This is a genomic window from Ensifer sp. GW823-FHT05D09 (assembly GCF_058795755.1).
Window position 1 is genome coordinate 304,405 of the sequence record NZ_JBXAIA010000009.1, and the last position, 12,939, is coordinate 317,343.

The following is a 12,939-nucleotide window of genomic DNA, read 5'->3' on the forward strand; positions in this document are numbered from 1 at the left end:
CTATACTTCGTCTCGCAATGCCCGCCGCCTTTACATCAGCGGCGGGCATCGCTATTTGACGCTCACGTTAAATCGGGTTCACAAGAAGCAGGATCATGCGCAGCGAAATCGAGAACATTGTCGACGAAATCAAGCAGGCCATAAGCCTGCTGAGGAGGCATCTTTGACTGGGATCAGGCGGTAAGACGACTGGACTGGTTGAACAACAAGGCGGAAGATCCGTCGCTGTGGAATGATGCTGCCGAAGCGCAGAAGCTGATGCGCGAGCGCCAGCAGCTTGACGATGGCGTCAACGGCTTGCGCCGCTTCGAGCAGCAACTGCGCGACAACATCGAACTGATCGAACTCGGCGAGGAAGAGGGCGACGCTGCCATCGTTGCCGACGCAGAACAGGCGCTGCGCGAACTGCGCAACGAAGCGGCCAAGAAGCAGGTCGAGGCGATGCTGTCGGGCGAAGCCGATCAGAACGACACCTATCTCGAAGTGCACTCCGGTGCCGGCGGCACTGAAAGCCAGGACTGGGCCAACATGCTGTTGCGCATGTACACCCGCTGGTCCGAGCGCCAGGGATACAAGGTCGAGCTGATGGAAATTCAGGACGGCGAAGAGGCTGGCATCAAGTCAGCAACGCTGTTGGTCAAGGGGCACAATGCCTATGGCTGGCTGAAAACGGAATCGGGCGTTCACCGCCTGGTTCGTATTTCGCCTTACGACAGCAACGCCCGTCGCCACACGTCGTTCTCGTCGATCTGGGTTTACCCGGTTGTCGACGACTCGATCCAGATCGACATCAACGAGAGCGATTGCCGCATCGACACCTATCGCTCGTCGGGTGCCGGCGGCCAGCACGTCAACACGACCGACTCGGCCGTGCGTATTACGCACATGCCGTCCGGCATCGTCGTGCAGTGCCAGCAGGAGCGCTCGCAGCACAAGAACCGGGCCAAGGCCTGGGACATGCTGCGTGCCCGCCTTTACGAATCGGAACTGAAGAAGCGCGAAGATGCGGCCAACGCCGAAGCGGCTTCAAAAACCGATATCGGCTGGGGCCACCAGATCCGCTCCTACGTGCTGCAGCCCTACCAGCTGGTAAAGGACCTGCGCACCGGCGTCGAAAGCACGGCGCCTGGCGATGTGCTCGACGGTGAGCTGAACGAGTTCATGGAGGCTGCCCTTGCCCACCGCGTCAGCGGCGGCGCGGATGCCGCGGTGGACGATTTGAACTAGCGTCGAGTGCAGGCGGGGCTTTGCTCTGCGTGACGAAACGAATTCGAGACGATAAAGGCCGGGTGTTTGCATCCGGCCTTTGTCTTTGGCGTCTAACGCATCGGAATTTCTCGCAGACGTAGGCCGTGTTTGCTGGCCTTTCTCAGCGCGTGGTGTTGTCACAGACCGGGGATACTTTGTCGTGAGACACGGCTCAGTTCGATGCCCGCTCGACCTTGATGTCGCCGAGGTCGTCGATCAGCACGGTCCAGGTTTCCGGTTCGCGGGCAGCGGGATCGGTCTTCAAATAGACGGTCGCGAACATGCCGGGCTGTGCGGTAACGCCCGTCGAGGTTTCCGGCCTGATATCGGTGACATAGGCCTTCAGCGACGAAAACTCCTCGAGTTCTGCGGAAGAGACGACTTCCGGTCCGGCAGGTGTCGCCGCGATCTGCTGCAGGTGGATCTGCGCCGTGCCGTCCTGTTGCCGAAGGGCGATCAGCTTGTAATAGCCGCGCCGTGCGCCGTCGGCACTCCGCGGCTCTGTGGGTGTTTGCGCCTGCTCACCGTTCGGGTCCAGTGCCGAAAGCGGATCGCCGCTTTCTTCCCAATAGCCGGTACTGGTGACGAAGGTCACTTGCGGCGAAACCACATTCGCATCCTCGGCATGGGCGCTCGCGCCGGTCGTTGCGATAAGAAGCGCAAGGAGGAGGGGCTTGTGCATCGCTTTTGATTTCCTGTTCGTACCGCGACGCGGTGGATGTTCTAAAATTGATCCTTCGCCGGGCGCCCGGCGAAATCATACCATATCGCGCGTTGAGACCGGCTGCTCAATTGGAAAACTGCTCGGCCAGGATGCGATCCGACCAGGAGTGATCTGGATCCGAGAGGATGCGGGCGGTCATGTTCTCCGATTCGGCGATGCGTACCTTCGCCACCGACTTGACTTCCTGGTGGTCGGCAACGGCGTTGACCGGCCGCTTGTCAGCCTCGAGAATCTCGATCTCGACAGTTACGTGGTTTGGCAGGAGGGCGCCGCGCCACCGACGCGGACGGAATGGGCTGACGGGTGTGAGTGCCAGAAGAGGGGCTTCCAACGGCAGGATCGGTCCATGCGCCGAGAGATTGTAGGCGGTGGAGCCGGCGGGTGTGGCCAGCAGCAAGCCATCACAGGTCAATTCTTCAAGCCGGGTCTTGCCGTCGATGACCACACGCAGCTTGGCTGCCTGGTAGGATTGCCGGAACAGATAGACTTCGTTGATGGCGAGCGCCTTGAACGTTGCGCCTTGACCGTCGGTGGTCTGCATCTCCAGCGGACGAAAGGCATTTTCCACCGCGTTGCAGATACGCGCTGTCAGATTTTCAGTGCTGTAGCGGTTCATCAGAAAGCCGACCGAGCCCCGGTTCATGCCGTAGACGAGCTTGCCCGAGTTCATCGTCTGGTGCAGCGTCTGCAACATGAAGCCATCGCCGCCGAGCGCGACGATGACGTCGGCTTTATCGGCATCATGGTCGCCGTAAATCGCCTTCAGATCTGCCGCCGCCTTTTGCGCCTCTTCAGCTGGTGAGGCAAGGAACGCGAGTGAAGTGAACGTGCGGGCCATGAATTTTCAGTCCGTTCAACAGGTTGGGCATCGCCGCGGTGGCCGAGCCTAGGCTTCGTTTCTGGCACGACGTGGCGCCGAACGCATCTGAAAAATTGGGAGAATTCGCAATTTTGCTTTACACGCTGTGAGATTGTGATAACTCCCACCGCTGAAAGTGCCCTTATAGCTCAGTTGGTAGAGCACCTGATTTGTAATCAGGGGGTCGCGAGTTCGAGTCTTGCTGGGGGCACCACTTTTCAATTGCTTGCACTCTGAAATGTCGGAAACCCATCCGACATTTCAGACATTCAGACTAGGTATTGTCTGAAATGTCGGACGGCGGATATCCGCGATCGGCGCGCACGATCTCGTAGTGTTCCTTTGTGAAGCCGCCGTTTCGCTGAAACCATTTCCAGGCGCCTGGCTTGACCAGTTCCAACGCTTCGAGCCGGTCGACGACGCACCGCACGGAGACGTCAAAGAAGTCCGCGATGTTGATCGCCATGCGGCGAGTAAACATCGTATGTCCCGCCTTGTGGGCGGCGAATGCAGCGCGCAGCTCCTCGTCATCCATGGGGCGGCGCCCAGCGGATAAGAGCGCCTTCAAATAGGCGCTGGTGGCCGTGTGCCAGATCCCAAAACATAGCCATGTTAATCGCGGCCTGGTGGCTGTCGAGGTGCGGAGCGAGCAATGCAATGTGCTCCGGCGCAAAGCCGTCAGCGCTGGCAAATTCCTCGATCTCGTCGCGGTGCAGGTTGACGCCGGCGATCTCGATGCGACTGATCACGCCTGGCGTTGCCCGCTCGATCGCGATCGGTTCGCAGGCGAGGCAAACCGGATCAGGGATAATCTTGCGGCAATGCCTGGTCCGCTGGTCGGCATAGAGCTGGATAGGCTCGCCGGCCTCGGCGTGGCGTTTCCGGTCGGAGCGGACTGTCTGCCGCTTGGTGCCCGCGACGATCTGGGGGACGAAGAAGCTCTTGAAGGAATAGGCGACCATCATTCGGCCTTTACCGTTGGGGCTTGTATGGCGGCGCGGCCGACGTCCGTAAGGCGAAGCCCCTTTATGCTGTAAGGCCGGCCGGGGCCACTTTCCACCAACTCTACGGCGCCTAGGTCGCGCAGCTTCCCCTGTGTGACATAGTTCGGATAGCCAGCAGCAGAGAGATTGCAAAAGTTCTCAGTGCTTTTCTCACATTCGTTGGCGATGCGGCGCAGGCGGGCTCTCATAGCGGTTGTCAACTTGGTCACTTCATTTCCTCCTTGTCGTACCAGGTGATGAGCTTCGCGATCGCGCTGTCGGCCAACTCGGCATTGAGCGCGAGGTAATGTTTCAGGATGTCGTTGGCCGTCTTGAAGCTGTGGCCGGTGATCGCGCAGATCTGCGGGATGGTGCAATCGGCCATGGCAAGCCAAGTGACGGCGGTGTCACGCAGGTCCTGGTCGCGGAGCGTCTTGAGGCTCGCAAGCTTCTTGCCGGCGGCGCGGCGAATGTCCTGGAAACGGCGGCGGTAGCGATCGCTGGTGAACTTCTGCCAGCTCTCCTCGTTGAGCACGACATAGGGCGAGATGATTTCCGCCGTTTTGCGCCGCCTCTCGGCCGCCTGGAAGCGTTTCTTGAGTTCCGGGGCCTCTGGCATCGAGACAATGACTTTCGTCTTTCCCTGGCGAAGTGTGATGCGCCCGTGCTCCCGGCCGGCGAGCTGGAACTCGATACGGTCGCTCTGGCGCTGTCCGGACCAGACGGCGAGGATGAACATGTCGCCCATGTCGAACGAACCCATCTCGTCGGCCGTCTCGACCAGGACCTTCATTTCCTGCCTGGTGGCGAAGCGGACCCGGGGCGGCGGCGACTTCATCTTGAGCTTGTGCGCCGGGTTGACGTGCATGTCGGGAAACCGGCCGAGATCCATCGCCCACTGCAGGGCGATGCCGAGTATGCGCATGGCCCCGACGGCCGAGGCGTTGCCGGCCTTCTGCCGCAAGCTGTTGTAGATGCCCTTACAGATCGGCTTGGTGAGCGCTTCGGCCTCGGAGAGGTAGACGTCATAGGCGTGGTTCTCGAAGATCCTGGTCTTTTCGCCATAGTCGATGATGGTGCGCGGAGCGAGGTCGGCGAGATCCGCATTGATTTTCGGATTTAGCCAGTCCTTGAAAAGCTGATAGACGGGATAGGTGATCAGCGAGACGGGCGCCGCCGGCGACGGCGTCGACTGTTCCGGCGCGCTCTTCTGGCGGCGGACCTTGCGCTTGGCGGCCTCGATCTGTCTGACGAGCTGGTTCGACCAGTCGAGCGCTTCGCCGGCCGTCATCCAGCGGCCATCGGTTTTCAGGTCCTCGCCCTTGTAGCCGAGCTTGCGCAGCGTCGGCGACGGCTCGAAGCGGGGGCGGCCCTCGCGCCAGGCGATATGTCTGATCTTGGGATCGTTACTCATTGCGTGCTCCATACGCTGAACAAAAAAAGCCCGGCGGCTACGCGAAACAAAGGCCGCCGGGCTCGAAACCCAACCGCGTGTTGATGGGGGCGCGGCAGGGCAGGGAACTGGTGATGTCAGCCGCGCCGGCGCGCGCGGGTGAGCTTGTCGTGGCGGTAGGCCAGGAAGACCAGGCCGAAGCCGATCAGGTGGCCGACGATGACGGCGAGCGGCATTGCCGCGACCAGGTGGACGTCCGTCATTGCACGAGCCTCAGTTTCGGGCGGCGATAGCGGGCCAGTGCAACGATCTCGGCCTCGTGCTCGACGACAAGCGCGGCGGCCTCGACGATGACGGCTGTGCGCGCGGCACTGCCGATCGACTGCAGGCGGATCAGCCGCTCGATCTCTTCCCGGGCGTCGAGCGTGGCGCGAAGGGTTTCGACCAGGCGCAACATCAGCTCGTCCTGGTCCCCGGCCTGCAGCTCGAGCTGGCGCAAGAGGGCGTGCGGATCCTCGGGGGCGATGATCATGGTGCCACCTCGACAGTCATCAACGGCGCATAGCGCAGGCGAATGCTCTGCAGCTCGGCCTTACACAGTTCCCGGACGCTAGCGACCGCGTGCGGGTAGAGATCCCGAAAGAATTTATCGATCTCGTAGTGTGCTTCGTCGGCGCCGAGGGCTCGTTCCGCCGTCTTTGGGCGTGTCTCGACGCGAACGCCGGCGGCCACGATGTCCTCATTGGCATTGTTCAGCCAGGAGAGCGCTTCCTCCAGCGCCTTTGCGCGATGTGCATCCTTGCGGATTTGCTCGGCGAGGGCGTCCATATTCATTGACGGCTCCCCTTCAAGCGCTCGGCGGCGACCAGGCCCGCCTGGGTGAGTTGGATCCTGCTGCCGACCTTCACCAGCTCGTGGCGCTGCAGGCCCGCGATGGTGCGGATATGCACGCGCTTGTTGCCGATGCGCCAGCCACCGTTGGACGGCACCTGGTGCTTGAAGAAGTTGAGGGCGCCGAGCGCGTTCTGCTCGGCTTCCGTCAGCGTCTTGCGGGGATCCAGAACAGCCCGGTTCTCGGTGAGGGGGGTGCTCATGCCGTACCCCCTTCCACATTGCAGGCTGAGCACAGATCGGGTTCGACCCAGTGGCAAGGGCCGACGTCTGTCATGCAGGCCCGGTCGTCAGTGCAGCCGCATTCGCGGCAGGCGATGGTCTTTTCGTGCAGGTGCTCGCAGGCGACAACGAACTTGATGGCTGATGCGGCGACCTGCAGCGCCTCGCGGCATGCGTGGGCAACGTCATTGGCCTTCACCGCATCCCAAAGCTCGTCGAGCTCTTCCAGGATGACGGCGTAACCTTCGTGGGCGCTCGCGAAGCTGCCATGCTTCTCGTAGCTTGAGGCAAGTTCGACCAGGACCGCATCGACGACGTCGCCGGCGGCCTCGATCGGGTGTGCTTGTGGCTTTGCAATGCTCATGCGGCGTTGCTCCCGACATACTTTTCGGTGAGCGCCTGGCGATCGGCATGCACACGGATAGACGCGATACTTTTACCCTGTGCTGACGCGATCGCGGCTGCCTTCTTGTCACCGTAAGTTTCGAGCCAGCGCATGACGGATGCCCGCCAATATAGCCCGGAGGGCAGCTGCGCCGGAAAGCCTTCGGTGGCAATCAGCCTCTTCTTGTGCCGGGAGAATGTGTCCGGCATCCAGCCGATGAGGGCAGCGACTTCGCGCTGCGCCATCGTCGGCAGGTCACTCGTTGCTGGAACCATGGTTCGCGTCTCCATGTGAATTCACATCCGCAAATCAGATGCGAATTGGAGATTGAGTGAATTTCATGTGAAAAGCAAATGCAAATATGAAAACGGCAAAAAACAGAATGCGCACGATTGTTAATCAAGGTGTGAAAACCGTGATCGCGGCATGAAAAAGGCACGTGCCTGAATTCAAGGTTGTGCCAAAGAAAGGCACGTGCCCCAGTTCAGGGTTGTGGCGGGAATTGGCACGTGCCCAAATTCAGCGATGCGCCCATTGCGGGCACGTGCCTAAATTCAGCAGCGATGTCGCAAACGGGATTTAGTGGCGTAGACGGAAGCCGCCGACGATAACGCCGACAATAACGACATTCTCGTTGTCTACGATCTCTGGCAGGGCCGGCTCGCCGGTATCGGCGGCGGTCATGAGATAGGGGTGGCGAAAGACGCGGAAGAGCGTTTCGGCCGTGCCTCGGCGGAAATCATACTTCTGGGCGCAGACAGCATCGCCGTTGCGCGCGGTCTGCAGGTGGTCGACGGCTACAACCATACCGGGCGGGTAACCGATCGCTGCCAAGCTGTTGGTTTTCAATGTCCAAAGTTGAATATTGTTAGCTTCTTTGGTTGCCGCCTTGAGCGCCGTCTCGACCGGGTTGCTCGGGTTGTCCATGGCAATGAAGCGCTGCGCCTCTTCCTCGCTGAACCCTTGAATGACAGGGGTTTGCCGGCTTTCGTAGGCCGGAACGCGGGTAGCGTCCTCAATCTTCTTGACCGTTTTCGACGTCAGCGTGTGGCCGTTGTCGTTCTGGTTCTTGAAGCGAGTGAGGGACGACGGGTGCAGTTTTGCGGCCCTGGCGATCTCGGTGATCGTCAAGCCGCTGCTCTTCGATATGTGGTCCAGCCAAGCGATCTGCTGGTCGCGCAATGTCGTCATAGAGACTGATATCGCAGCACTCGCGATCATGTTCAAAACGCAATACCTCACTTGACTTTGCACACCAAATCACATGAGCATGTGAAAAGACAACTGGAATGTGAAAAATGACTGTGTATTCCTTCGAGGAAATTCAGGCGCGTCGTCTGCGCCTGGGTGTCACACAGAAGCATTTGTGCAGCGTAGCGGATGTGAATGAGACCACCTTTTCAAAGGCCAAGAATACCGGCCGCGAACCGACGTTGCGGATCCGCCGTCGGCTATCGAGCGCGCTCGACATCATTGCCGAGGAGCGCGGCGTGCAGATCGTCGAGCAAGGGGAGGGCCAGCACTGATGGCTGAAAACTCCGCTATCTCCTGGACGCGGCATACCTGGAACCCATGGATGGGTTGCACCAAGGTCAGCCCCGCCTGTGACGGCTGTTATGCCGAAGCGCTGATGGACAAGCGCTACGGCAAGGTCAAATGGGGACCGCATGGCGAGCGCGTCCGGACCAGCAAGCACAATTGGAATGAGCCGTTGCGCTGGCAGCGCCGCGCCGAGGTCGACGGCGATCGGCCGTTCGTGTTCTGCGCAAGCCTGGCCGATATCTTCGACAACCAGGTGCCGGCGGAATGGCGGGCGGATGCGTTCGAGGTCATGCGGCGGACGCCGAACCTCGTCTATCTGTTGCTGACAAAACGACCGCAGAACATCGTGAAAATGGCAGAGGCGGCAGGCGGCTTGCCGGCTAACGCAGCGCTCGGCACCTCGGTTGAGGATCAGAAGCGGGCGGATATCAATCTGCCGGCGCTGAAGGTCGCCGAGATCGAGCTGGAACCGATTTTCACCTTCGGTTCCTTCGAGCCGCTGCTGGGCCCCGTTTTCATCCAGCCCTGGTTCATGCCCGGCTGGATTATAGCCGGCGGGGAGACTGATCAGGGCGGGCACAGAGCCAGAGAACCCAAGCCTGAATGGTTCCGGAGCCTGCGCGATCAGGCCAAGGCGGTGAGCGTGCCGTTTCACTTCAAGCAGTGGGGCAATCATCGCCCGACGTCCGATGCCAACGGTCCTTACATGATGCACGTCAACCTCAGAGAGGCCGGCCGCCTCCTCGACGGTGTCGAGCACAACGCATTCCCCACCATTCCCACCATCTCGGGCGCCGCGCTTATCCGCGCGTAGCCATGTCTCCCCATTTCCTGCCGATTTGTTCCGCGTACGGCCTCTTAGCCAGGCTGATCATGCTCGATACCATTGTTGCCATAGATAACGCGATCGCCGCAGCCGGGCTCGAAGAGCTGGAAGTGCTGCAGGCGGCGCGCATGTGCCCGCGATATCTTTACCGCGTGCGGCGCGGATCAAAGCCGCTGACCGGCCGCACGGCGAAGCGCATCGATCTCGCCATTTCCGAGCTGAAGCGCCAGCGCCGCTTGGAAGGTCCGGACAAGGCGACCGACGGCAAGCGTCCGTGGGAAAGCCGATCGGCAGCGCAGTATCGCATGGCGATCTCCTTTGTCGCGCTGGCCGCCGGGGTCAAGCCCAGCTTCATCCTCTCGGCCGAGCCGGCCAGGCGCGCGACGGCGGATCCGCTGTGGCTGCGCGCTGCCCGGCTGCGCCGCATCGCCCTCTACATCGCTAACCAGTTTCTGCACGTCGCCCAGGCAGATCTCGCCCGGGCAGCCAGCATGAGCAAGGCAAACGTTTGCTACGCCCTCAAAGAGCTCGAAGACGAGCGCGGCGACGGCGAGATCGAAACCATTCTTTCCGCTGTCGAGGGGGCTTTTGAGGGATGAACTGGGAGCACTACCAGATCGGCCGAAGGGTCGTTTGCATCGCCGATATCGCCGCGTGCCTCGCAGCGGTCTGCTCGGTTTTGCCGGTCAAGGGCAGGGTTTACACGATCCGCGCCGTCAGCGTTGGCGAGAATTTTGAAGGCGAGGCAAGGGTCGCCCTGCGTTTCGCTGAGTTCGTCAGCCTGCGCGTCGGAGAGTTTGCCGAGCAGGGGGGAGAGTGGTGGTTTTCTGCCACCGATTTCCGGCCGCTCGACGAAACCCGCCTCGATCAGTTCCGCCAGTTCCTCGCCCCGCCGCCTACCGAGATCGCGACGCAGCGGGGTCTTTCTGTGGGAGAGCGGCACATTCTGGGGGCAACATTACGCTGCAATCAGCCTGTCGATGCGAGAAGTGTAGTCCTGCGCTGCTTGCAATATGGCGCCGTTATACTTCTGCACCTGCGCCAAAACTTCTTTGAACCCAGAGAGCTCAAATGCACTCAAGTCGGCGCCAAGGCTAAACATCTCAACGTCGTCAGCAATTTCCCTAATCTCGCCAATGCGGCTGACCGATCTAAACACGAACTCTTCTTCAAAGGCTTCAAAGGTGCTGTAGGAATACGCTTTGCGAAACTTCTTCGCAAAGCCCCTCACAGCTCGTTCGAAGCCTTTCTGGTCTTTAGCGATGGCCGCAGTCTCGATCCGGCCGATGTCTCTTTGCACCGCGGACATGAAGTGAACCATCGACTGAGCGTGCTCGTACTTGGATTGGGTCTGCAGGAAAAGCCCCTCCTTGTGATGACGGTTCGCGTCTTGAACCTGCTTGGAGAGGTAGAGGACGGTGGGGACGGCAGCGGCAACGGCCGCCCATCCGCCCAATGCCGAGACCCACTCGCGCAGACAGTGCTCGTCGGCCACACAGAAGGGCTCACGCCCGAAGAACAAGCGGCTGGCTCCCACCAAAATCACGCCACCAGGGATCAGCCACCCCCAACGGTCCCACTGTTTACGAAAGTCCATCGTCCACATCCCAAGCGTGTTCCTCATCAGACGCTAATCCGCCGCAGCGTGAGTCTGCAAGGTGGTGTTGCATGACCCGCGACAACGACACCGCGCTGGTCAAGGAAGGGCTGAAAAGCAGGATCGCCAGCCTGTGCGCGCAGCTGCTGCCGGACGGTCGCCGGCAGGGGCGGCTTTGGATCGCCCACAATCCCGTGACTGCCGACTACAAGCAGACGGCCGAATTCAAGGTGGCGCTCGATCGCGATATCGGCGCCTGGAAGGACTGGCGGACCGGAGAGAAGGGCGATGTCATCCGCCTGATCGAATATCTCCATGGTTGCGATTTCCGCCAGGCGCTGGACTGGGCGCGCGAGTTCCTCGGCATGCGCAACATGTCGCCCGATCAGCGCCGGCGGATGCAGGTCGAGGCGTGCCAAGCACAGAAGGACGCTGAGGACCGGGCGGCCGATCAGCTGCTCAAGCGCATGCGTGACGCCGAAAAACTGTGGCAGCGCGGCTTTCAGGACGGCGCCGGCAGCGCGGCCGAGGCCTATGCGCTTCGCTATTTCCAGGCGCGCAACATGCCGCTCGACAAGATCCCCAACCGCGACCGGCAGACGTTCCGGTTTTCGCCGGCGCAAGAATACTGGAAACGGGCCGAGTTTCGCCATGAGAATGGCCGGAGCGTCAAGGTTCAGAAGGGGCCGGAATATCCGGCCGTGCTTTCGGCCATGCGGCTGGCAACCGGCCAGATCGCGGCCGTGCACATGACATTCCTCGATCCGTTGGGACCGCGCAAGCTGCCGGTCTCCAAGGCCGACGATGAGAATGCCAAGCTCATGCGTGGGCCATCGGCCGGCGCCGTCGTCCGGATCTCCCACGGCCCGGAAGGCGAGCCGCCGGAGACGGCGCAAAAGCCCTATCCGCTGATCATGGGCGAAGGCATCGAGACGACGGCCAGCGTGGCGATCGGCGCGCCCGAGGCCCGCGCCTGGGCGGCCGGCAGCCTCGCCAACATGCTGACGGCGCCGGTCTGGCTCCCTTGCGTCTCGTCAATCGTGCTGCTGCGCGACCAGTTCAAACACCACACGACGGAAAAGCAGTTCCTGCAGGTGTGCGAAGCGATGGAGCGGTCGGGCAAGCCCTGGACCGCGATCGATAGCCATGTCGGCAACGATTTCAACGACTTGATACAGGAGGAATAGGGCGATGTCTTATGAAGCGTGGGGTGACGGTGACGATGGTGCAGATTGGCGCGACAACGCGATCGATAATGGGTGGTTCGCCCCCGAAGATCTGTCGCCGGCACTTCGTGACGTACTGAGGGAAGGCGACCGCCAGCGCCAGGTCGAGGGCTTCAGCGCCGAGCATGACGACGCGCACAAGAACTTCGAACTTGCCCGCGCTGGCGTCTGCTACGCCCAGTTCGCAACCTACAAAGATAAGACCCGGAAAGATGCTCTGAAGCGCACGTTCGCGCCGGGCACGTGGCCGTGGTCCCTTGAATGGTGGAAGCCGAAGGACCGCCGGCGCGACCTGGTGCGTGCCGCCGCTCTCATCATCGCCGAGATCGAGCGGCTGGACCGCGCCGAGGCGCAGCCATGACCTATCCCAGCAATAGCGGATCCGACGCGCACGGGATTGCCCGTGACCATCTGCGCGCCTTCGTCCAGCGCATCGAGCGCCTGGATGAAGAGGCCAAGGCCCTGAACGACGACCGCAAGGACGTCTACGGCGAGGCCAAATCCGTGGGTTTCGACGTCAAGATTTTGAAGAAGGTGATCGCCATCCGCCGGCAGGATCCGGACCAGCGGATGGAGGAGGAGGCGATCCTCGACACGTATTTGCAGGCCCTCGGGATGGTCCCGGCGGCAGCCGAAGAGGAGTGAGTGAACATGTCAAAGAGAAGGAAAGGCAATGCGCAAAAGCCAGCAAACCCACAGCCGCAGATTAGCAGCCCGGCAATTTCGCCGGCAGCAGTGGCACCGGAAACTGAAACGGCACTGGTTCTCGGTGGTGGTCATGCCACTGCAGCAGCAGGGCAGGAACACCAGGCTGCACCGGCTGATGCGGCGATCGTCGATACCGATGGGAATTCTGGGAGCGTGAGCGATGGGGAAGGTGCAAAAAGTGGTCTGGCCTCGGGGCAAGAACTTGAAGCCGGCGCCGAGGGGCAGGACGCCGGCGCAGGCGATACCGGGGCCGCGGCCGAGGTCGGTGCAGGAACGCCGGAAGAAGCAGGACTATCAGCTGGCGATCTCGTCGGGGCACTTTCCTCGGGGGGAAT

Annotated in this window: 21 protein-coding genes and 1 tRNA gene; 9 read left to right on the plus strand and 13 right to left on the minus strand. The window is 61.3% G+C overall.

Features of this window, described 5'->3' with window-relative positions:
• Positions 1 to 95: 95 nt before the first annotated feature.
• Positions 96 to 1,227, plus strand: a protein-coding gene (gene prfB, locus AC1Q80_RS24145) for a peptide chain release factor 2 (RefSeq protein ID WP_209791280.1) whose coding sequence is annotated in 2 segments (ribosomal slippage) — positions 96 to 164 and positions 166 to 1,227 — 1,131 coding nt in all. Because the reading frame shifts where the segments join, the coding sequence is not laid out codon by codon here.
• A 193-nt stretch (positions 1,228 to 1,420) separates the two neighbouring features.
• Here prfB and AC1Q80_RS24150 read toward each other — a convergent pair.
• Together AC1Q80_RS24150 and AC1Q80_RS24155 are read right to left on the minus strand one after the other, a co-directional pair.
• Positions 1,421 to 1,930 (minus strand): hypothetical protein, encoded by a 510-nt coding sequence (locus AC1Q80_RS24150; RefSeq protein WP_209791281.1) that lies wholly within the window; start codon positions 1,928 to 1,930, stop codon positions 1,421 to 1,423.
• Between the two features lie 106 nt (positions 1,931 to 2,036).
• On the minus strand, positions 2,037 to 2,810 hold the full coding sequence (locus AC1Q80_RS24155) for an NAD kinase (RefSeq protein ID WP_173419728.1): 774 nt from the start codon (positions 2,808 to 2,810) through the stop codon (positions 2,037 to 2,039).
• A gap of 159 nt (positions 2,811 to 2,969) precedes the next feature.
• On the opposite strand from AC1Q80_RS24155, the gene AC1Q80_RS24160 reads away from it, so the two are divergent.
• Positions 2,970 to 3,045, plus strand: a tRNA-Thr gene (locus tag AC1Q80_RS24160).
• 60 nt (positions 3,046 to 3,105) lie between these two features.
• Here the strand turns inward: AC1Q80_RS24160 and AC1Q80_RS24165 are convergent.
• The 10 genes from AC1Q80_RS24165 to AC1Q80_RS24210 all read right to left on the minus strand — a co-directional run bounded on the left by AC1Q80_RS24165 (position 3,106) and on the right by AC1Q80_RS24210 (position 7,896).
• Positions 3,106 to 3,366, minus strand: a complete 261-nt coding sequence (locus AC1Q80_RS24165) for a hypothetical protein (protein WP_492362067.1) — start codon at positions 3,364 to 3,366, stop codon at positions 3,106 to 3,108.
• Positions 3,359 to 3,796 carry an ASCH domain-containing protein gene (locus tag AC1Q80_RS24170; protein WP_492362068.1) on the minus strand — a complete coding sequence of 146 codons (438 nt, stop codon included), beginning with the start codon at positions 3,794 to 3,796 and terminating at the stop codon, positions 3,359 to 3,361. The genes AC1Q80_RS24165 and AC1Q80_RS24170 overlap by 8 nt, the downstream gene beginning before the upstream one ends.
• A 244-nt stretch (positions 3,797 to 4,040) precedes the next feature.
• Positions 4,041 to 5,228: a tyrosine-type recombinase/integrase gene (locus tag AC1Q80_RS24175; RefSeq protein ID WP_492362069.1), complete on the minus strand. Its 1,188-nt coding sequence runs from the start codon at positions 5,226 to 5,228 to the stop codon at positions 4,041 to 4,043.
• Between the two features lie 116 nt (positions 5,229 to 5,344).
• Positions 5,345 to 5,470 (minus strand): hypothetical protein, encoded by a 126-nt coding sequence (locus AC1Q80_RS24180; protein ID WP_492362070.1) that lies wholly within the window; start codon positions 5,468 to 5,470, stop codon positions 5,345 to 5,347.
• A complete protein-coding gene (locus AC1Q80_RS24185; RefSeq protein ID WP_492362071.1) occupies positions 5,467 to 5,739 on the minus strand; it encodes a hypothetical protein in 273 nt (90 codons plus the stop codon). Before AC1Q80_RS24185 ends, AC1Q80_RS24180 begins: the two co-directional genes overlap by 4 nt.
• Entirely contained in the window at positions 5,736 to 6,035 is a 300-nt protein-coding gene (locus AC1Q80_RS24190; protein ID WP_492362072.1) for a hypothetical protein, read from the minus strand. Before AC1Q80_RS24190 ends, AC1Q80_RS24185 begins: the two co-directional genes overlap by 4 nt.
• A gap of 2 nt (positions 6,036 to 6,037) precedes the next feature.
• Positions 6,038 to 6,301, minus strand: a complete 264-nt coding sequence (locus tag AC1Q80_RS24195) for a hypothetical protein (protein WP_492362073.1) — start codon at positions 6,299 to 6,301, stop codon at positions 6,038 to 6,040.
• Positions 6,298 to 6,684 carry a hypothetical protein gene (locus AC1Q80_RS24200; RefSeq protein WP_492362074.1) on the minus strand — a complete coding sequence of 129 codons (387 nt, stop codon included), beginning with the start codon at positions 6,682 to 6,684 and terminating at the stop codon, positions 6,298 to 6,300. Before AC1Q80_RS24200 ends, AC1Q80_RS24195 begins: the two co-directional genes overlap by 4 nt.
• Positions 6,681 to 6,980 (minus strand): hypothetical protein, encoded by a 300-nt coding sequence (locus AC1Q80_RS24205; RefSeq protein ID WP_492362075.1) that lies wholly within the window; start codon positions 6,978 to 6,980, stop codon positions 6,681 to 6,683. Before AC1Q80_RS24205 ends, AC1Q80_RS24200 begins: the two co-directional genes overlap by 4 nt.
• A gap of 304 nt (positions 6,981 to 7,284) precedes the next feature.
• Entirely contained in the window at positions 7,285 to 7,896 is a 612-nt protein-coding gene (locus AC1Q80_RS24210) for a helix-turn-helix domain-containing protein (protein ID WP_492362076.1), read from the minus strand.
• A 107-nt stretch (positions 7,897 to 8,003) separates the two neighbouring features.
• On the opposite strand from AC1Q80_RS24210, the gene AC1Q80_RS24215 reads away from it, so the two are divergent.
• Genes AC1Q80_RS24215 through AC1Q80_RS24225 form a run of 3 tightly spaced genes read left to right on the plus strand, consistent with a single transcriptional unit; the run spans position 8,004 to position 9,672 of the window.
• Positions 8,004 to 8,231 carry a helix-turn-helix domain-containing protein gene (locus AC1Q80_RS24215; RefSeq protein ID WP_492362077.1) on the plus strand — a complete coding sequence of 76 codons (228 nt, stop codon included), beginning with the start codon at positions 8,004 to 8,006 and terminating at the stop codon, positions 8,229 to 8,231.
• On the plus strand, positions 8,231 to 9,061 hold the full coding sequence (locus tag AC1Q80_RS24220) for a phage Gp37/Gp68 family protein (RefSeq protein ID WP_492362078.1): 831 nt from the start codon (positions 8,231 to 8,233) through the stop codon (positions 9,059 to 9,061). Before AC1Q80_RS24215 ends, AC1Q80_RS24220 begins: the two co-directional genes overlap by 1 nt.
• A 59-nt stretch (positions 9,062 to 9,120) precedes the next feature.
• Positions 9,121 to 9,672, plus strand: coding sequence for a hypothetical protein (locus AC1Q80_RS24225; protein WP_492362079.1), 552 nt, complete (start codon positions 9,121 to 9,123; stop codon positions 9,670 to 9,672).
• A gap of 359 nt (positions 9,673 to 10,031) precedes the next feature.
• On the opposite strand, the gene AC1Q80_RS24230 is transcribed toward AC1Q80_RS24225, so the two are convergent.
• Positions 10,032 to 10,670, minus strand: a complete 639-nt coding sequence (locus tag AC1Q80_RS24230) for a hypothetical protein (RefSeq protein WP_492362080.1) — start codon at positions 10,668 to 10,670, stop codon at positions 10,032 to 10,034.
• 71 nt (positions 10,671 to 10,741) lie between these two features.
• On the opposite strand from AC1Q80_RS24230, the gene AC1Q80_RS24235 reads away from it, so the two are divergent.
• From AC1Q80_RS24235 to AC1Q80_RS24250, 4 genes are all read left to right on the plus strand, one after another.
• Positions 10,742 to 11,857 carry a DUF7146 domain-containing protein gene (locus AC1Q80_RS24235; protein ID WP_492362081.1) on the plus strand — a complete coding sequence of 372 codons (1,116 nt, stop codon included), beginning with the start codon at positions 10,742 to 10,744 and terminating at the stop codon, positions 11,855 to 11,857.
• A gap of 4 nt (positions 11,858 to 11,861) precedes the next feature.
• A complete protein-coding gene (locus AC1Q80_RS24240) occupies positions 11,862 to 12,257 on the plus strand; it encodes a hypothetical protein (RefSeq protein ID WP_492362082.1) in 396 nt (131 codons plus the stop codon).
• Positions 12,254 to 12,541 carry a DUF2312 domain-containing protein gene (locus AC1Q80_RS24245; protein WP_492362083.1) on the plus strand — a complete coding sequence of 96 codons (288 nt, stop codon included), beginning with the start codon at positions 12,254 to 12,256 and terminating at the stop codon, positions 12,539 to 12,541. Before AC1Q80_RS24240 ends, AC1Q80_RS24245 begins: the two co-directional genes overlap by 4 nt.
• A gap of 6 nt (positions 12,542 to 12,547) precedes the next feature.
• On the plus strand, positions 12,548 to 12,939 hold a 392-nt coding region (locus AC1Q80_RS24250; protein ID WP_492362084.1), incomplete at its 3' end, for a hypothetical protein.